Source organism: Neorhizobium sp. P1_A6 (assembly GCF_056406795.1).
This window is the reverse complement of sequence record NZ_JBFTZM010000001.1, coordinates 274,898-293,672: the sequence shown is the minus strand read 5'-3', so window position 1 is coordinate 293,672 and position 18,775 is coordinate 274,898. Positions and strand designations below refer to the sequence as shown.

The window sequence follows — 18,775 nt, the reverse complement described above, 5'->3', positions numbered from 1 at the left end:
TAATGAAAAGTAATGGATTGAGGGCGGGAGCATGCAGTTTCGTAAACGGCTGCCATCCTTGACCGCGCTGCTCACGCTTGAAGCAGTTTTGCGCAGAAAGAGCTTTACCGCGGCCGCGACCGAACTTGGCGTCACTCAGGCGGCCGTAAGCCGGCAGATTGCTTTGCTTGAGGAAGAATTGGGGCAGCCAATGTTTGTGCGTAAACATCGCGCAATCGAACCTACGCCTGCGTGTCGCATTCTGGGAGCGTCGCTGGCGCGGAGCCTTTCCGATATTGCGGAGACGGTCGATGCGATCAAAACGTCCGGTCAGGATGTCGTCACAATCGGCGCGACGATCGCGTTTTCGTCTTTCTGGCTGCTTCCGCGTCTGGCCGACTTCCGTTCCCAAAACCCCGGGATCCAGGTGCGTGTCGTATCCCAGGATGAAAAGATCGATCTCGATAGCGGTGAGATAAACATTGCCATTCGCTATGGAATACCGCCGTTTAACGATGGGACGGTCATTGCTTCAAAAGACGATTTCATAACGCCCGTATGTTCGCCCGATTATCTCAAACGCAGACAACCAGGCCCGCTATCCTCGACAGACGAGTATATCGAAACTCACAGTTCCGACCCGTTGTGGTTTTCGTGGGCTCAATGGCTCGACCAGATCGGAGCATCCTTCGATTTCAAGCCATCCCTGAGATTCAGCCATTATACCGAAACGATATTCGCTGCGTGTAATGGCCAGGGGGTAGCACTCGGCTGGGGCGCGCTCGTTCAGGCTTTTCTTGATGCCGGAACGTTGGTCACGCTGCATGATCTGACTTACAAGGCTGACGGGCGATATAATATCCTGCTGCCACTCAGGGCACGACGAACGGCTGCCAGTGACAGAGCCGTTGCCTGGCTCACGGCAGCATTGCACGCATAACCAGAAGTATTGGCACCCGGACCAGTTCTCCATGTCGTCTGAGACCCGCCAAGGGTGATTTTTACCATCAACGGCATCTTGCTCTACGAGTTCTGCGCGAATGGTCGCCGCAGCGACGGTACTCCGGCCGGCCTGGTATTGATGAAGCTCTCCTAAGAGGCGGAAAGCCGGGCCGAGGGTTACCGCCGCAGTATGGTGTCAGCGCCCCTGCCGACGCTCGCATACATGCCGGTCGTGCGGAATTCGGTGGGGTTGGTGCCGTAGGCACGGCGAAAGACCTTGGAGAAGTAGTTTGCGTCCCGGAAGCCCGAGCGGATTGCCACTTCCTTCACCGGCATGCCGTCGGTCTTGGTCAAAAGCTTGATGGCGCGCTCCAGGCGTTTTTGCAGAACGAATTCGGCCGGCGGAACGCCTTCGCTGGCGGCGAAGATACGTGAGAAATGCGCTCGGCTGAGGCCCGCGACCTTGGCTAGCTCCTCGACCGGCAGCGGATGTTCAAGATTGCTCGTGATGTGGCCGATGACATGCTGCATCGTCCGGTATTCTTCGCTGAAGATGGGATGTGAACCGAAGACGTCGTCATAGAGCGCCATGGCCGCTTCGTAGGCGATGGCCGATGCGCGGCCCGGGGTCTCCGCGCCATTGATGAGACGCAGGCTGCAATCGGCCAGATGCTCGATGGTGCGCGGCTGCAGCGTGAGGATCGGGCCGGTCACCGCGAGGACGGAGCGGTGAATGCGAAGCGCTTCGTCGCCATTCATCGAGATCCAGAAGAACTCCCATCGGCCGCCATCCTCCAGCCAATAGCGATGGTTATGCGGGACGAGAACCAACAGGGTTTCGCCTTCCTTCACTCGCAGCTCCCGGTTGTCGTACCTGAGGTTGCCGGCGCCGCCAATCGTGTGCTGGAGCACGGTGAACGGCGTCTGGCCGCGCTTGCGTCCGTCCCAATCATAGGCTGCATCCGTGCGGATCTCGTAGCCGGTGCTGGTCGGCATCGTGTGCAAAGTCTGCCGGCCCCGCGGCAACGAAACGGTCCGCATGACCGGCCCCCGCTCGATTAAATCCCGCAGCATAGAATTACCCATGAAAGCATAATCCTTCTCTGGCGGCCCCGCCGAATTTGCGCATAATCTGCCCCCGAGAGAGAGAACACCGCCAGCATCGAGGAACGGCGGGGAGGGGAATAAGCCGGATTTCTGGCCTTTTTTGGCGCTGCGCGCAAGTCCGGCGGCTATTCTTCTTCTCATCCCCAACGCCGGCATTTTCATCGCATCGAGGTCAGGATCATGAGCTTCAAAATCGCTATCATTGGCGCAGGCAGCGTCGGCTTCACGAAAAAGCTGTTCACCGACATCCTGTGCGTTCCCGAATTCAGGGATATCGAATTCGCGCTCACCGACATGAACGAGCATAACCTCCAGATGATCAAGGCGATCCTCGACAAGATCGTCGAATCCAACCGGCTTCCGACCAGGGTGACGGCAACCACCAACCGTCGCGAGGCGCTGACGGGTGCCCGCTACATCATCAGCTGCGTTCGCGTCGGCGGCCTGGAAGCTTATGCCGACGATATCCGCATCCCGCTCAAATACGGTATCGACCAGTGCGTCGGGGATACGATCTGCGCCGGCGGCATTCTCTACGGCCAGCGCAACATCCCCGTGATCCTCGATTTCTGCAAGGACATCCGCGAAGTCGCCGAACCGGGCGCGAAATTCCTGAACTACGCGAACCCGATGGCGATGAACACCTGGGCTGCGATCGAATACGGGAAGGTCGATACCGTCGGCCTCTGCCATGGTGTCCAGCATGGGGCAGAACAGATCGCCGAGGTTCTCGGCGCCAAGTCGCGCTCCGAACTCGACTATATCTGCTCGGGCATCAATCATCAGACATGGTTCGTCGATCTGCGCCTCAACGGCCGAAAGATCGGCAAGGACGAACTCGTCGCAGCCTTCGAGGCGCATCCGGTTTTCTCGCAGCAGGAGAAGCTGCGTATCGACGTCCTGAAGCGCTTCGGCGTGTATTCGACGGAAAGCAACGGCCACCTGTCCGAATACCTGCCCTGGTATCGCAAGCGGCCGGAAGAGATCACCAGATGGATCGACATGTCCGACTGGATCCATGGCGAGACCGGCGGTTACCTCAGGCACTCGACGGAAACCCGCAACTGGTTCGAAACGGAATTCCCGCAGTTCCTCGCCTCGGCCGAAAAGCCGATCGATCCAGCCAAGCGCTCGAACGAGCATGCGAGCCATATTCTCGAAGCGCTTGAAACCAACCGCGTCTATCGCGGCCACTTCAACGTCAAAAACAACGGTATCATCACCAACCTGCCGGCCGATGCGATTGTCGAGTCGCCCGGTTTTGTCGACCGCTTCGGTATCAATATGGTCTCCGGCATCACGATCCCGGAAGCCTGCGCAGCGACCTGCATCGCCTCGATCAACGTGCAGCGCATGTCGGTGCACGCAGCCATCAGCGGCGATATCGACCTCCTGAAGCTGGCGGTCCTGCACGACCCCTTGGTCGGCGCCATCTCGACGCCGGAGGAAGTCTGGCAGATGGTCGATGAGATGGTCGTCGCCCAGGCCGGTTGGTTGCCGCAATATGCCGATGCCATTCCTGCGGCCAAAGAGCGGCTGGCCAAATCGACGGTGAAGACCCGCGATTGGGCCGGGGCGGCACGCCGCAACGTCCGCTCGATCGACGAGTTGCGCGCCGAAAAGGCGGCGCTCAAGCAGGCTGTCTGAAATTTCGGAGGATGGGCGGCGATGGGGCTCCGGGAGGGAGCCTATTGCCGCAAGCCCGCATCCGGATCGTTTGAGGAGAACCGGGGTATTGCAAAGTGCTCCGCAACAAGAGGGAGAAACGATGACAAATTTCCGCAACCTTGGCAGTCTTGCCGGACTGGCGCTGAGCGTCTCGGTCTCGGCTTTGAGCGCCTATGCCTCCGAGCCCACTGCTCCGCCCGTTCCGGCGCAGTTCCCGGCGGAAGGCAAGATCAAATACGTGTCCAGGGATTCCATTGAGGAGTTCAAGGCGCTGCCCACCTATCATGAGCCCGATTGGGTGACGAAGAACTTTGTCGACAGCGGCAAGCTGCCGCCCGTTAAGGACCGCCTGCCCAAGGTGCCGCTCGTCTTCAAGACGGAGAACATGGTGGATGGCCCCGGCGTCTATGGCGATACCCTGCGGCATGTCATCGGCGGCCGGCCTGAAGGGTGGAACTATGGCGCCGGCCAGACCCAGGGCTGGGGCGGCATCGATATCGGCCTGTCCGAGTGCCTGACGCGCACCGCGCCGCTCTTCCAGGTGGAAGCCAAGGATACCGAGCCGCTGCCGAACCTTGCCAAGAGCTGGGACTGGTCCAAGGACGGTCATAAACTCACCATGCATCTGGTCGAAGGCGCGAAATGGTCCGACGGCGTTCCCTTCAATGCCGACGACATCATGTTTTACTGGGAAGACGAGGTCATCGACCCGAATGTCTCGCCGCTCGGCGGCGGCGCATCGCCTGAAGCGTTCGGCCAGGGGACAACACTTCAGAAGATCGATGACTATACCGTCGAGTGGACCTTCAAGGAGGCTTTCCCCAAACAATATCTCTACACGATGGCCTATCCGGGCTTCTGCCCGGGCCCGTCGCATATCCTGAAGCCGCAGCATCCGAAATATTCGAAAAATACCTACGATCAGTTCAAGAATGCGTTCCCGCCGGAATTTTTGAACATGCCGGTGATGGGCGGTTGGGTGCCGGTCGAATACCGTCCTGACGACATCATCGTGATGCGCCGCAATCCATACTACTGGAAGGTCGACGAGAAGGGCAATCAACTCCCTTATCTGAACGAACTGCATTACAAGCTGTCGACCTGGGCCGACCGCGACGTACAGGCCGTTGCCGGATCCGGCGACATTTCCAACCTCGAGCAGCCGGAAAATTTCGTGGCATCGCTGAAGCGCGCCGCCGAGAAGACCGCCCCGGCACGTCTTGCCTTCGGCCCGCGCCTGATTGGCTACAACATGCGCATGAACCTGTCCGGTAACGGCTGGGGCGAGCCAGACGCGCGCGGCCAGGCCGTTCGCGAGCTGAACCGCAACGAGGATTTCCGCAAGGCGATCACCATGGGCCTCGACCGCAAGGCGATTGGCGATTCGCTGGTCAAAGGTCCGTTCACCGCGATCTATCCGGGTGGCCTGTCCTCGGGCACCAGCTTCTACGACCGCAACTCGGTGGTCTATTACCCCTTCGATCTGAATGGCGCCAAGGCGCTGCTGGCGAAGGCCGGCCTCAAGGATACCGACGGCGACGGTTTCGTGAACTTCCCCGCCGGAACCGTCGGCGGCAAGGACGTCGAGATCGTCCTTCTGGTCAACAACGGCTACGCGACCGACAAGAGCCTCGCGGAAGGCGTCATCGGCCAGATGGAAAAGCTCGGGATCAAGGTCATCCTCAATGCGCTCGATGGTCCGAAGCGCGACGACGCTCACTATAGCGGCCGTTTCGACTGGCTGATCCAGCGCAACATGCCGGAACTTGCCTCCGTGGTTCAAAACACCGAGCAGCTTGCACCTGTCGGTCCGCGCACGAGCTGGCACCACCGCGCCGGAAAAGACGGCAAACTCGACCTGATGCCCTACGAAGAAAAGCTGGTGGCTATCGTCGCCAAGTTCCAGACCAGTCAGGACAACAACCAGCGCGTCGACCTGATGAAGCAGTACCAGAAGATCGCAACCGAGAATGTCGATACGATCGGACTGACGGAATATCCCGGTGCGCTGATCATCAACAAGCGCTTCTCGAATGTGCCGGAAGGAACACCGATCTTCATGTTCAACTGGGCCGAGGACTCCGTCATCCGTGAGCGCCTGTGGGTCGCTGCCGACAAGCAGGGCAAATATGAGCTGTTCCCCGAGAGGCTGCCCGGCAAGCCGGGCGAAAAGGGCCCGATCAACTAAGAGCTCCCCTCCCAACCGAGGACTCCGGCCGCGCGTGAAGCGCGGCCGGGCAAGATCAACAAGCCGGCCGCACCGACAGGCGCGACTGGCGGCAAGGAGAAGCGAACCGTCCGATGTTACGATTCCTGCTCGTGCGCATAGCGACCGCAATCCCCGTCCTGATCATTCTGAGCATCGTGACCTTCGCGATCATCCAGGCGCCACCCGGTGACTATGCCGATTACATCCGCTCGCAGCTGATCAACCAGAGCGGCGCGTCCTTCGCACAGGCCGACGAACAGGCTCGGGCCTACCGCATCGCCCACGGCCTCGATCAACCGATGGCCATCCAGTACTTCAACTGGATCAAGGGCATCGTTACACAGGGCGATTTCGGCTACAGCATGTTCTACAACAAGCCGGTGGCCGACGTCGTCGGCGAACGCCTGCCGCGCACGCTGCTCCTGGCGCTGGTCTGCCACATCCTTGCGTCGGTGCTCGGCATCGGCTTCGGCATATGGGCGGCAACCCGGCAATATTCCTGGATCGACAGCCTGCTCTCCGGCATCTCATTTCTCGGCATGACGGTGCCGCGCTTCCTGATGGCGCTGATCATCGTCTACCTGCTCGTCTTCCAGCTCAACGTTTCTGAAATCGGCAGCTTCTTCTCGCCGCAATATGGCGGCGCGCCGTGGTCCTGGGCGAAATTCGCCGACCTTGTCAAACACGTCTGGCCGGTCGTCGCGATCGCCACCTTCGGCGGGCTCGCCTACAACATGCGCGTCATGCGCGGCAACCTGCTCGATACGCTGAACGCCCAGTATGTCGAGACGGCAAGGGCCAAGGGGCTTTCGGGCGGTGCGGTCGTCATGCGCCATGCCGTGCCCAATGCCCTGCACCCGCTCGTCATGTATCAGGGCGTCGTGCTTCCCTACATGCTGACCGGCGAGATCGAGACGGCGATCATCTTTTCGCTGCCGACCGTCGGGCCGGCGATCGTCGGTTCGATGGCCGTCGGCGACGTCTATGTGACGGCGACCTTCATGATGGTGCTTTCGGCCACGCTCATTGTCGGCAACATCATCGCCGATATGCTTCTGGCGATGCTCGACCCGCGCGTCCGTGCCTACGGAGGAGCCTGATATGCTCGCCTTCGACTCCTCCCCGCCATTGCCCCACGGGCAGATGTCCCTCGAACAGACGGCCAAGAACGCGCCGCACGGCAATGAGAGCTACACGGCGCTCGTCTGGCGCCGGCTGCGGCGCTCCTGGACCGGAATGATCGGCCTCATCCTCGTCGGATTGCTGCTGATCATGGCGATCGTCGCTGAGTTCTTTGCGCCGATGGATCCGAAGGCAACGGATGTCGGCTTTGCCCCGCCGCAGATAATGAGCTTTCACGACAAGGACGGCAACATCGTCTTCCAGCCGCGCGTCTATGGACAGACCGAGTCCGCGGAGCTCGACCCCGTGACATTTCAGCCGGTCGTCGGTCCCGACTACGACAACCCGAACCGTCTCGGCTTCTTCGTGGCAGGCGCCGAGTACCGGCTGTTCGGACTGATCCCGGCGAACCGCCATTTCTTCGGTTCCACCACCGGCCAGCCGGTGCATTTCCTCGGCACCGACAAGTTCGGCCGCGATGTGCTGTCGCGCGCCATCGTCGGCTCGCGGATTTCGCTGACGATCGCGCTCACCGTCGTCTTCATCGTCACGGTGATCGGCACCACGGTCGGCATGGTATCCGGCTATTTCGGCGGTTCGTTCGATACCTGGGTGCAGCGCTTCGTCGAAGTCGTCCTCGCCTTTCCGCAGCTGCCGCTCTATCTGGCGCTGACCTCGCTCATCCCGGTGACGGCGCCGACCAACGTTTTCCTCGGCTTCGTCATCGTCGTGATGTCGGCGCTCGGCTGGGCGCAGATGTCGCGCGAGGTGCGCGGCAAGACACTGGCGCTCGCCCGCATCGATTATGTCCGGGCGGCCATGGCCGTCGGCGCGACCGACCGGCGGATCATCTTCCAGCACATCTTTCCGAACGTCATGAGCCACGTGATCGTCGCCGTCACGCTGCATATCCCGAGCGTCGTGCTGCTCGAGTCCTTCCTCGGCTTCCTCGGTTTCGCCGTGAAGCCGCCGCTGATCTCCTGGGGACTGATGCTGCAGGATACGGCAAACTATTCCGTGATCGGCACCTATCCCTGGATCCTGGCGCCGGTCGGCTTCGTGCTCATCACGGTTTTTGCGTTCAATGCGCTCGGCGACGGGCTGCGCGACGCAGTCGATCCTTATTGAGGTGGTCCAGATGGCTCTCGCACTCGTCAACAGCTTCGCCCCGCCCATCCGCCTCGACCATGCCGGCCGTACGGAACAGCCAATCATCGATGCCCGCAACGTCGCCGTGAACTTCAAGGTCGAGCACGGCACGGTAGAGGCCGTGAAGGATATCTCCTTCCAGCTCTACCGCGGCGAGACGATCGCCATCGTCGGCGAATCCGGATCGGGCAAATCGGTAACCGCGCGCACCGTCATGGGGCTGCTGTCGAAACGCGCCGTGGTGTCGCCGCAATCGACCGTCGCCTATGACGGCGCCAATATCCTGAAATTCTCCGAACGTGAGCGCCGCAAGCTGCGCGGCGATCGTATCTCGATGATCTTCCAGGAGCCGATGAGCTCGCTGAACCCGATCTACACGATCGGCAGCCAGATCATTGAAGCCATTCGCGTGCATCGCCGGATGAGCCGGAAACAGGCCGAGGCCCGTGCGCTTGAACTGCTGAGGCATGTGCAGATTCCCGATCCGGAAGCTCGCCTGCGGCAATATCCGCATCAGCTCTCCGGCGGCCAGCGTCAGCGCGTGATGATCGCCATGGCGCTGTCGAACAATCCGGACGTGCTGATCGCCGACGAGCCGACGACGGCACTCGACGTCACCGTGCAGGCGCAGATCCTCAACCTCATCCGCAACTTGCAGAAGGAATTGCGGATGGCGGTGATCCTGATCACCCACGACCTGACTGTCGTGCGGCAGTTCTCCGATTATGTCTATGTCATGCAGCATGGCGAGATGTGCGAGCACAACATCACCGAAAAGCTCTTCGCCAATCCGCAGCATGCCTACACCAAGCACCTGCTCGCCTCCGAGCCCCGCGGCCAGGCCAATCCGCTGCCGGAGGGCTCTGACGTCATTCTCGACGCCAAGGGGGTGCGCGTCTCCTTCATGCTGCGCCATGGCACCTTCTTCAAGCCGGAGCTGAAGGAGCTTGTCGCGGTCGACAGCCTCGATCTGACGCTTCGCCGCCATGAAACGCTGGGGCTCGTCGGCGAGTCCGGTTCGGGCAAGACGACGTTCGGACAGGCGCTTCTGCGGCTGAATGACACCGACAGCGGCGAAATCTATTTCGACCGGCAGCCGATCCACGACCGTTCGCGCATCGAAATGCGGCCGTTGCGCTCGCGCATGCAGGTGGTCTTCCAGGATCCGTTCTCGTCGCTCAATCCGCGCATGACGATCGGCCAAATCATCGAGGAAGGGCTTGTCGTCAACAAGCTCGGCGCGACGAAGGCCGAACGGCTCGACCGCGTGCGCGAGGCGCTCATCGCAGCTGGCATGCCGAGCAACATCCTGTCGCGCTTCCCGCACGAGTTTTCGGGCGGCCAGCGGCAGCGTATCGCCATTGCCCGCGCCATCGCGCTCGAGCCTGAGTTCATCCTGCTCGACGAACCGACCTCGGCTCTTGATCTCTCGGTTCAGGCGCAGATCATCGAACTCTTGCGCAAGCTGCAGGACGAGCGGGGCCTCAGCTACCTTTTCATCTCGCACGATCTGAAGGTCGTGCGTGCCCTCTGCCACCGGGTCATTGTCATGCAGCACGGCAAGATCATCGAAGAGGGTCCCGTCGACGAAGTTCTATCCCACCCCAAGACCGCCTACACCGAACGGCTCGTCAAGGCCGCTTTCGAGGTAGCATAATGATTGCCGAATGCCGGAGGTTATAATGGCACGAAATCCCAGGATCGCATTTATCGGAGCAGGCTCGACCGTTTTCATGAAGAATATCATCGGCGACGTCCTGCAGCGCCCGGCGCTGTCGGGCGCCACCTTCGCCTTGATGGACATCAATCCGCAGCGTCTCGAAGAAAGCGCAATCGTCGTCAACAAGCTGATTTCAACACTCGGCGCCAAGGCGAAAGCCGAGACCTATTCCGACCAGCGAAAGGCGCTGGCGGGCGCGGACTTCGTCGTTGTGGCCTTCCAGATCGGCGGTTACGAACCCTGCACGGTGACCGACTTCGAGATCCCCAAGAAGTTCGGCCTGCGTCAGACGATCGCCGACACGCTCGGCATCGGCGGTATCATGCGTGGCCTGCGCACCGTGCCGCATCTGTGGAAGATCTGCGAGGACATGCTCGCCGTTTGCCCCGAGGCGATCATGCTGCAATATGTCAACCCGATGGCGATCAACATCTGGGCGATTTCGGAGAAATACCCCGCGATCAAGCAGGTCGGCCTCTGCCACTCGGTGCAGGGCACGGCAATGGAATTGGCGCATGACCTCGACATTCCCTATGAGGAGATCCGCTATCGCTCGGCCGGCATCAACCACATGGCCTTCTATCTGAAGTTCGAGCATCGCCAGGCGGATGGCTCCTACAAAGATCTCTATCCGGATCTGGTCCGTGCCTATCGCGAAGGCCGCGCGCCCAAGCCCGGCTGGAACCCGCGCTGCCCGAACAAGGTGCGCTACGAGATGCTGACCCGCCTTGGCTATTTCGTCACCGAGAGCTCGGAGCATTTCGCCGAGTATACGCCTTACTTTATTAAGGAGGGCCGCGAGGACCTGATCGAGAAATTCGGCATCCCTCTCGACGAATATCCGAAGCGCTGCATCGAGCAGATCGCCCGCTGGAAGGGGCAGGCGGAAGCCTACCGTTCAGCCGACAAGATCGAGGTCGCGCAGTCGAAGGAATATGCCTCGTCGATCATCAATTCGGTCTGGACCGGCGAACCCTCCGTCATTTACGGCAACGTGCGCAACAATGGCTGCATCACTTCGCTGCCCGACAATTGCGCAGCCGAGGTTCCCTGCCTGGTCGACGCGTCGGGCATCCAGCCGACCTTCATCGGCGACCTGCCGCCGCAGCTCACGGCATTGATCCGCACCAACATCAACGTCCAGGAGTTGACGGTTCAGGCACTGATGACCGAGAACCGCGAGCACATCTACCACGCTGCAATGATGGACCCGCATACAGCGGCGGAACTCGATCTCGACCAGATCTGGGCGATGACAGACGAGCTGCTTGCCGCTCACGGCGACTGGCTGCCGGCCTGGGCCCGCGCCAGCCGCAAGGTTCAGGCTGCCTGACCAACTCCCTCCCGGTCCAGCGCCTCAAGAAGTCTCGCGGCCTTGCCGCGGGACTTTTTGTCCTAGGACCGGAGGATCACCACGTCTGGCGCAGCGTCGCGTAGATTGCGCGACCGGGATTATAATAATAGGCGCCGCCGTCATCGTTGGCGATATGCTTCTCGTCAAACAGATTGCTGGCATTCACCTGGAGTGTCGTGTTCTCCTGGATCTTATAGGTAAAGGCGGCATCGAAGACGATGGCACCGTCCGATTTTCGGCTATTTGCGTTGTCGAAGTAATACGAACCCGTATAACGAGCCCCGAGCCCGAACGTCATATCGCCGCGGCTTCCGTTGCCTTCTACCGTATAAGTGCCCCAGATCGAGGCCAGGTGCTGCGGAACCTGGGCGAAGCGCTTGCCATCGTAGGAGCCGCCGTTCTCGACGATCTTTGAGTCGATATAGGAATAGGATGCGATGAGGTTGATATTACTCGTCACCTCCGCCTTGGCCTCGAGATCGATACCACGATGCCGGATCTTGTCGACCGTCGCCGGCAGGTACGTCGGAGCTTCATAGGTCGTGATGTTCTCCATCGTCAGGTCGTAGACGGAAGCGGTGAACAGGGCGGGGAAGGCATCCGGGCGATATTTGATGCCGGCTTCATACTGCGTGCCGAGCGTAGGCTCGGTACCCGCGCTCGGCGGCGCGACGGATTCGGCATAGCTGACATAGGCCGCAAGTTCCCCGGTGAGCTTATAGCTCAGGCCGAAGCGCTTGGTGAATTCGCTAAAGTCGCCAGACGCCGAGGTGCCTGTAAGCCGGTCTGTTTCCTTGAGGTCAAGCCAATCGTTGCGCAGGCCGATGCTCGCCGTCAGCTTGTCGAAAAAGGTCAGATCCTGCTGCAGATAGATCGCCTTGGTCTTTTGGTCGCTGGCCACGCTGGCGTACGGCGACAGCGATCCGGGTCCGCCCGAATAGACCGGATTTTGCCAGTTTATGGCCGGAGCAGCGGTGTAGAAGCTGTCATTCTTCGACTCGAACTTGTTATACTCGACGCCGAGCAGCGTACGGCTTTCCACATCGTTAAAATTCGTCTCGTAGAGCAGATGCGCATCGACGATGAATTGTTCGGATGACTTGTCGCTGCCGAAGTAATTTCGGTCAACCATGCCCGTGGGATCGTTAGCACCCAGCGCATCGTAGATATAGGCATAACCGAATCCGGTATCCGACTTGCTGTAGCGCGCGTTGGCGTTGAAGGTCAGGCCATTCCCGAAATCGTGGTCGAGCGTGACACTGTAGGTGTTCCTGTTCGTCGTATCGTAGTTGTAGTCCGGCTCGCCGAAGAAGCGATCCCTGTCGAGATTCGTCCCCCTCGGATGGCCGCCGCTGCTGGGTGTGCCGTCCTTGTCGAGATGATCGAAGACGAATGAGAGGCTCGTCGCAGCCGTGGGGCGCCAGGTCAGGCCACCCATGATGAAGTTTTCGTCATCCTGCGAGTAGTCGTACTCGGCGTCCGACCGCTGCAACTTGCCGGTCAAGCGGTATGAGAGGGTATCATTCTCGGTGATATTGTCGCCGAAGTCGAAACCGGTCTCCTTGTGGCCGAAGGAACCGCCGGTGCCGTAAATCTCGCCGAAACGTTCGCTCTTCGGCCGCTTGGTGACATAGTTCACCGAACCGCCGGGATCGGAAACCCCGAAGCCCGTCGAGTTGGCGCCCTTCAGTACCTCGATGCGCTCGAAGGCAAAGGGTTCTTCCCGGATCCCGCTCCAGGTTCTGCCGATGACTAGCCCGTCGCGATATGTAAAGGGCGTGAAACCGCGGATCTTGAAATAGTCGTAACGGTCGTCCGAACCGTAATAGTCCGTGACCACGCCGGCGGTATATTGCACGACCTGCTCGATGCTGTCCGCACCGCGCTCCCGGACTTCCTTGGACGTGATGACGGAGACGGACGCGGGCGTTTCCAGAATATCCGCCGGCATCTTGCCGACGCCGGTCGTCTTCGTCGCGACGATCGACTTCGAATCGTTGTCGGTATCGAGGCTGGCGCCGCTGCCCTGGATGACGATCGGTGCGAGTGTCGTATCGGCGTTCGAGCTTTCCTGGCCAAGCGCTAAGGTCGGCGTGAAGGCGACAAGCGCCGTGCAACCCAGAAGGACGGCATTCCAGTAGCGGATAAGGGCCGGTCTCGAGCGAGCGCTTGTTCTTTCGTTGTCCATATTCACGTTCCAGAAGTTGATTAGGCGAGAGATCGCCGAGACTGATGCCAGATCTGGGGGAATCATCCCGAACGACATCCTGGTCCGGTACGCCCCCGGGCCGCTATTAACTTGAGCATGATTGTCCAGTATTGTAAATTCTTCAAGCTTTGTAGGATCCCACGGGAATCTCAGTGCTCTTGTCGGTGCAGGCCTGGAGGGCGGTTGACGTGGCTCTCTTAACCTGAAAGTGAAAGTCCACTTGAGGTCTGCGGAGTTTGACGATGCTGCGGTTACTGCTTTCGGCCGTGAAAATGGCGGCGATAGCCATCTGGATTGTTGCGTTCGGCAGCGCCGGGGCAGGCGCCCGGGCTGCCGAAGGAACAACCTATCCCGTCACCATCAAGCATGCGTTCGGCACGACGATCATTCCCCAAAAGCCTGCGCGGGTAGCGACCGTCGCCTGGGCGAACCATGAAGTACCGCTGGCGCTCGGTGTCGTGCCTGTCGGCTTCGCCAGGGCCAATTTCGGCGACGACGACGGCGATGGCGTGCTGCCCTGGGTCGCCGAAAGGCTGGCAGCGCTCCACGCCGCCAAGCCCGTGCTTTTCGATGAAGGGGACGGTATCGATTTCGAGGCGGTCGCCGCCACAAGGCCCGATGTGATCCTGGCGTCCTATTCCGGCTTGAGCCAATCGGACTACGACACGCTGAGCCAGATCGCCCCGGTCGTCGCCTATCCCGAGGCGCCCTGGTCGACCGACTGGCGTGACATGATCCGCCTGAACAGCGCTGGCATGGGCATGGCCTCCGAAGGCGAGGCGTCGATCGCAAGGATCGAAGCCGACATCGCCAAAGTGGTTGGCGGGCATCCTGAGCTCCGGGGTAAATCCGCGATGTTCATTACCCATCTCGATGCGACTGACCTGAGCACCGTCAACTTCTATACGACGAACGATACCCGGGTGAGGTTCTTCGCGGATCTTGGTCTGAAGTCCCCCGGAAGCGTCGTCGAGGCTTCGAAGTCGGGGAAATTCGCAGGCTCTGTCAGCGCCGAGCGCATCGACGTCTTCGACGACGTCGATATCGTCGTCACCTATGGAAACCGGAAACTGCTCGATGCGCTGGCGGCGAACCCCTTGATGTCCAGAATGCCGGCTGTGGACAAGGGCGCTCTCGTCATGCTCGGCCGCAACCCGATCGGCACCGCGGCAAATCCGACACCGCTTTCGATCTCATGGGTCTTGAAGGACTATGTGGATCTGCTGTCGGACGCGGCCAGAAAACCCAAATGACGGTCGGCAGCATACGATCGTTCTCTCGGTCGCTCGTCTCTCGACGTTCGAACCGGACCCGCGGTCTCTGGCTAGCCGGATTGGTCCTCACCCTTTCCGCTCTCTGTGCGCTCTCCGTCACGGTCGGCACCCGTGAGGTGGCCTGGAGCGATATCGTCGCGGCACTCGCGGGGCGGATCGACAGCATCGGGCAGGCAGCAGTGAGCGTGCGTATCCCGAGGACCGTGCTTGCCGTACTTGCTGGAGCCGCGCTCGGGCTTGCCGGGGCAATCATGCAGGGCGTCACCCGCAATCCTCTCGCCGATCCGGGCATTCTCGGCGTCAATATGGGGGCATCGCTGGCCGTCGTGACCGGCGTGGTCTTGTTCGATATGTCCTCCGCGCAGGGTTATATCTGGGCTGCGCTCCTCGGAGCCGGGTGTTCGGCGGTTTTCGTCTACACGATAGGATCGCTCGGGCGCGGCGGGGCGACGCCGTTGAAGCTGGCGCTGGCCGGAGCCGCAACGTCGGTTGCCTTCTCCTCCATGGTGATTGCCGTGGTGTTGCCGCGCGCCGATATCGCGGGCGGCATCCGCTCCTGGCAGATCGGCGGCGTGGGCGGCGCGACCTTCGAGCGCATTGTTCCGGTCCTGCCGTTTCTTGCCGCCGGTTTCGTGGTTAGCCTTCTGTCGGCGCGAAAGCTGAATTCACTGGCTTTGGGCGATGATGTCGCGGCAGGGCTCGGGGAACACGTCGCCGTGGCCCGCGCTGTCGCCTCGCTTGGTGCCATTCTCCTGTGTGGGGCAACAACGGCAGTCTGCGGGCCAATCGGCTTTCTGGGACTGGTCGTACCGCATGCCTGCCGTCTGCTGGTCGGGATCGATCATCGGTGGTTGCTGCCGTTTTCCGCGCTTGGCGGCGCTTGCCTGCTGCTGGCGGCGGATGTCGTCGGGCGTATCGCCACCAGACCTGCCGAAATCGACGTTGGAATTATCACGGCCCTCGTCGGGGCTCCGTTCTTCATCTGGATCGTCAGGCGGCAGCGGGTTCGAGAACTGTGACAGTGCTTTCCCCAACTATTGGTCTCATCGTTGAAAATCGCCGCCGGCGCACGCGCCGGCATGTTCTCGTGACAACCATTTTATTGGCTGTCCTCGTCATTCTTTTTGCGGTGACCCTGTCGCTCGGCCAGTCCTTCACGCCGCCCGGTGACGTCATGCGCGTCCTGCTCGGGGAGGATGTCGCAGGTGCTGCCTTTACGGTCGGCAAGCTGCGGCTGCCGCGCTCGGTCCTTTCCGTTCTCGCCGGACTGGCCTTTGGGCTCGGCGGCGTCACGTTCCAGCTCATGCTGCGCAATCCGCTGGCCAGCCCGGACATCATTGGCATCACTTCGGGCGCAAGTGCTGTGGCCGTGTTTGCCATCGTTGTCCTGTCATTGAGCGGGCCGATCGTTTCGGTCCTGGCGGTTGGCGCCGGCCTTGCCGTGGCGCTGCTGATCTACGCATTGTCATTCCGCAACGGGGTTGCGGGGACCCGGCTCATTCTCGTCGGGATCGGCGTCTCGGCCATGCTGGAAAGCGTCGTCGCCTATATCCTCTCCAGCGCTCCCGCCTGGAACCTGCAGGAGGCCATGCGCTGGCTGACCGGCAGCGTCAACGGCGCGCAGCTCGGCCAGGCGCTTCCGCTTCTCCTAGTGCTGGTCACATTTGGCGGACTTCTGCTCAGCCGGGGGCGCGACCTGGAGGCACTTCGCCTGGGCGACGACATGGCTGCGGCCTTGGGGGTCAAGGTGGCAAGGACCCGAATGCTGGTCATGGTTGCGGCGGTCGGGATGATCGCATCCGCGACGGCGGTGGCGGGGCCGATCGCCTTTGTCGCCTTCCTGTCCGGACCGATCGCCGCCCGGGTCATCGGACGTAACGGATCGTTGCTGATACCGGCGGCATTGATCGGGGCGATACTCGTCCTGGGCGGGGACTATGTCGGTCAATTCCTTCTGCCAAGCCGTTATCCGGTGGGTGTGGTGACCGGAGCACTCGGCGCGCCCTATCTGATCTATCAGATCGTGCGCGCCAACCGGATGGGAGGCTCGCTATGACTGTTCATTCTCTGACCGCGAGCCGGCTTTCGGCCGGTTATAACGATGCCGAAATTTTGCACGCGCTGGATCTTACGGTGCCGTCCGGCAAGATTACCGCTGTCGTCGGCGCCAATGCCTGCGGCAAGTCCACGCTCTTGCGCACCATGTCCCGGCTCATCTCGCCCAGCCAGGGGCATGTGTTGCTGGACGGCAAATCGATCCATCGTATCCCATCCCGGGAGCTGGCCCGGACACTGGGGCTACTTCCCCAGTCGCCGATCGCGCCGGAGGGCATTACCGTCGTCGATCTCGTCAGCCGCGGGCGGCATCCGCATCAAGGCCTGCTTTCACGCTGGACGCGCAAGGACGACGAAGCCGTCGAGAGTGCGCTGACGGTGACCAGAACCGTCGAGCTTGCCGAGCGGCCGGTGGACGAGCTTTCAGGTGGGCAGCGCCAGCGCGTCTGGATCGCCATGGCGCTGGCGCAGCAGACGGAGGTTCTGCTGCTCGACGAACCGACGACCTTTCTCGACATCAATCACCAGGTCGAAGTTCTCGATCTGCTGACCGATCTCAACCAGACACGGGGAACCACCATCGTGATGGTCCTGCACGATCTCAATCTCGCGGCGCGTTATGCGGATTACCTCGTCGCGATCGCCGAGGGGCGGGTGCATGTCGCCGGCAGGCCCGAGGACGTATTGACGGAAAAGAACGTGCGGCAGGTCTTCGGGCTTGAGAGCCGCGTCATTACCGACCCCACATCGGGCCGGCCGATCATGCTGCCGATCGGCCGCCATCGGATGGCGGAGGGGCAGGATCTAAAGGAGAACCGGTCATGAATGCAGTTCATCCGCTCAAATTGTCCGGCGTCGCACTGCCAAAGGATGCCGAACGCATGCTCGACGAAATCTGCGAGCACTTCATCGAGCATGCCGACGTGCAGCGGAGCAAGGACCACGCTCTGCTGAAGAGCAAGAACAGCACGACGAGCATTCGGCTGGCAGACAGCAAGCTCCTGATCGAACTGGCATGCGAGTCGCAAGCGGCGTTGCAGCTGAATCAGACGATGATTGCAGAGCACCTGTTCTATTTTGCAGGAGAGGATTCTCTTGAATTGACGTGGTCCGAGCATTCGTCCCTCGCGGTGCTGCCGAATATCCACGAGGTGACGGTCGTCTCGGCGGAGGATGTCACCCCTCACATGCGGCGGGTGAAGTTTGCTTGCGCCGATATAGCGCCGTTCGTCGGTGGCGACATGCACGTCCGCCTTCTGGTTCCCCCGAAGGGCAGGCCGCCGGTGTGGCCGGGGATCCGCCAAGACGGCCGTGTCGCCTGGCCCGAGGGAGAAGACGAACTTCTGGTTCGCATTTACACGATCCGCGCCGTCGATATCGAACGCCGGGAATTGTGGATCGACTTCCTGCAACATCCGTCCTCCCATGTGGCGACACCTGGAGCCGAATTCGCCCGCGACGTGCAGCCCGGAGAAAAAGTAGCGCTGCTCGGGCCGGGAGGAGGAAGCCTTCCGGCGGCACAGTCCATTCTTCTGGTCGGCGACGAAAGTGCTCTTCCCGCCATCGCCCGAATTGCGGCCGAGGTGACGCCGGGCACCCGGATGCAGGCCATCATCGAAGTGCGGGATGAAGCGGAGGAACAGCCGCTTCCGTCGGCGGGTTCATTGGAAGTCCGCTGGCTGCATCGGCGGAGTTATCCGGCTGGAGCCAAAGGCATTCTTGCAGAGGAAGCCAAGAAGGCGATCGCCTCCGTCGATGACGAGACCTTCGTCTGGGTCGCCTGCGAAAAAGAGGACGTCCGTTCCATCCGCGCCCTCCTGAAAAGCCGCCGGCACGACAAAAAGATGATGTATGTGGCCTGGTACTGGGAACAACATTCCGCCTGATGCTTTGTGGGGCGGGCGAGCCTTTCGAAAGCCGTCCGGCATACCTCGGCGGCCCCTCTTGAGGCTTGTCCGCCGCAATCTATATGATCTTGTTCAAGGGT

General features: G+C 61.1%; 14 protein-coding genes. 12 read left to right on the top strand and 2 right to left on the bottom strand.

Going from position 1 to position 18,775, the window contains the following annotated elements; all coding sequences use genetic code 11:
* Positions 1-31 precede the first annotated feature (31 nt).
* Complete coding sequence (locus tag AC1D3C_RS01265) at positions 32-919, top strand: LysR substrate-binding domain-containing protein (RefSeq protein WP_040125600.1); 888 nt, start codon at positions 32-34, stop codon at positions 917-919.
* A 179-nt stretch (positions 920-1,098) separates the two neighbouring features.
* On the opposite strand, the gene AC1D3C_RS01260 is transcribed toward AC1D3C_RS01265, so the two are convergent.
* A complete protein-coding gene (locus AC1D3C_RS01260) occupies positions 1,099-2,007 on the bottom strand; it encodes an AraC family transcriptional regulator (RefSeq protein ID WP_040125599.1) in 909 nt (302 codons plus the stop codon).
* Positions 2,008-2,208: 201 nt separating this feature from the next.
* Here AC1D3C_RS01260 and melA (AC1D3C_RS01255) point away from each other — a divergent pair, with 201 nt between their 5' ends.
* The 6 genes from melA (AC1D3C_RS01255) to melA (AC1D3C_RS01230) all read left to right on the top strand — a co-directional run bounded on the left by melA (AC1D3C_RS01255) (position 2,209) and on the right by melA (AC1D3C_RS01230) (position 11,229).
* Positions 2,209-3,675, top strand: coding sequence for an alpha-glucosidase/alpha-galactosidase (melA, locus tag AC1D3C_RS01255; protein ID WP_040125598.1), 1,467 nt, complete (start codon positions 2,209-2,211; stop codon positions 3,673-3,675).
* A 121-nt stretch (positions 3,676-3,796) separates the two neighbouring features.
* Entirely contained in the window at positions 3,797-5,884 is a 2,088-nt protein-coding gene (locus AC1D3C_RS01250) for an ABC transporter substrate-binding protein (RefSeq protein WP_040125597.1), read from the top strand.
* A 113-nt stretch (positions 5,885-5,997) separates the two neighbouring features.
* Positions 5,998-7,005, top strand: a complete 1,008-nt coding sequence (locus tag AC1D3C_RS01245; protein ID WP_040125596.1) for an ABC transporter permease — start codon at positions 5,998-6,000, stop codon at positions 7,003-7,005.
* A 1-nt stretch (position 7,006) separates the two neighbouring features.
* Positions 7,007-8,155 carry an ABC transporter permease gene (locus AC1D3C_RS01240; RefSeq protein ID WP_040125595.1) on the top strand — a complete coding sequence of 383 codons (1,149 nt, stop codon included), beginning with the start codon at positions 7,007-7,009 and terminating at the stop codon, positions 8,153-8,155.
* Between the two features lie 10 nt (positions 8,156-8,165).
* The gene (locus AC1D3C_RS01235) at positions 8,166-9,833 is read left to right on the top strand and encodes an ABC transporter ATP-binding protein (protein WP_477481589.1); all 1,668 of its coding nucleotides are present in this window, start codon (positions 8,166-8,168) and stop codon (positions 9,831-9,833) included.
* 25 nt (positions 9,834-9,858) lie between these two features.
* On the top strand, positions 9,859-11,229 hold the full coding sequence (gene melA / locus AC1D3C_RS01230; RefSeq protein ID WP_477481588.1) for an alpha-galactosidase: 1,371 nt from the start codon (positions 9,859-9,861) through the stop codon (positions 11,227-11,229).
* 76 nt (positions 11,230-11,305) lie between these two features.
* Here melA (AC1D3C_RS01230) and AC1D3C_RS01225 read toward each other — a convergent pair whose 3' ends face one another.
* A complete protein-coding gene (locus AC1D3C_RS01225) occupies positions 11,306-13,438 on the bottom strand; it encodes a TonB-dependent siderophore receptor (protein WP_040125593.1) in 2,133 nt (710 codons plus the stop codon).
* A gap of 293 nt (positions 13,439-13,731) precedes the next feature.
* On the opposite strand from AC1D3C_RS01225, the gene AC1D3C_RS01220 reads away from it, so the two are divergent.
* From AC1D3C_RS01220 to AC1D3C_RS01200, 5 genes are read left to right on the top strand one after another with little or no spacing between them, the layout of a single operon-like run.
* Positions 13,732-14,712 (top strand): ABC transporter substrate-binding protein, encoded by a 981-nt coding sequence (locus tag AC1D3C_RS01220; RefSeq protein WP_437179081.1) that lies wholly within the window; start codon positions 13,732-13,734, stop codon positions 14,710-14,712.
* Entirely contained in the window at positions 14,709-15,752 is a 1,044-nt protein-coding gene (locus tag AC1D3C_RS01215) for a FecCD family ABC transporter permease (protein WP_477481587.1), read from the top strand. Before AC1D3C_RS01220 ends, AC1D3C_RS01215 begins: the two co-directional genes overlap by 4 nt.
* A 2-nt stretch (positions 15,753-15,754) precedes the next feature.
* Positions 15,755-16,789: a FecCD family ABC transporter permease gene (locus AC1D3C_RS01210; protein ID WP_040125590.1), complete on the top strand. Its 1,035-nt coding sequence runs from the start codon at positions 15,755-15,757 to the stop codon at positions 16,787-16,789.
* The gene (locus AC1D3C_RS01205; protein WP_040125589.1) at positions 16,786-17,613 is read left to right on the top strand and encodes an ABC transporter ATP-binding protein; all 828 of its coding nucleotides are present in this window, start codon (positions 16,786-16,788) and stop codon (positions 17,611-17,613) included. Before AC1D3C_RS01210 ends, AC1D3C_RS01205 begins: the two co-directional genes overlap by 4 nt.
* Complete coding sequence (locus tag AC1D3C_RS01200) at positions 17,610-18,674, top strand: DUF2218 domain-containing protein (RefSeq protein ID WP_040125588.1); 1,065 nt, start codon at positions 17,610-17,612, stop codon at positions 18,672-18,674. The genes AC1D3C_RS01205 and AC1D3C_RS01200 overlap by 4 nt, the downstream gene beginning before the upstream one ends.
* The last annotated feature ends 101 nt before the right edge of the window (positions 18,675-18,775 follow it).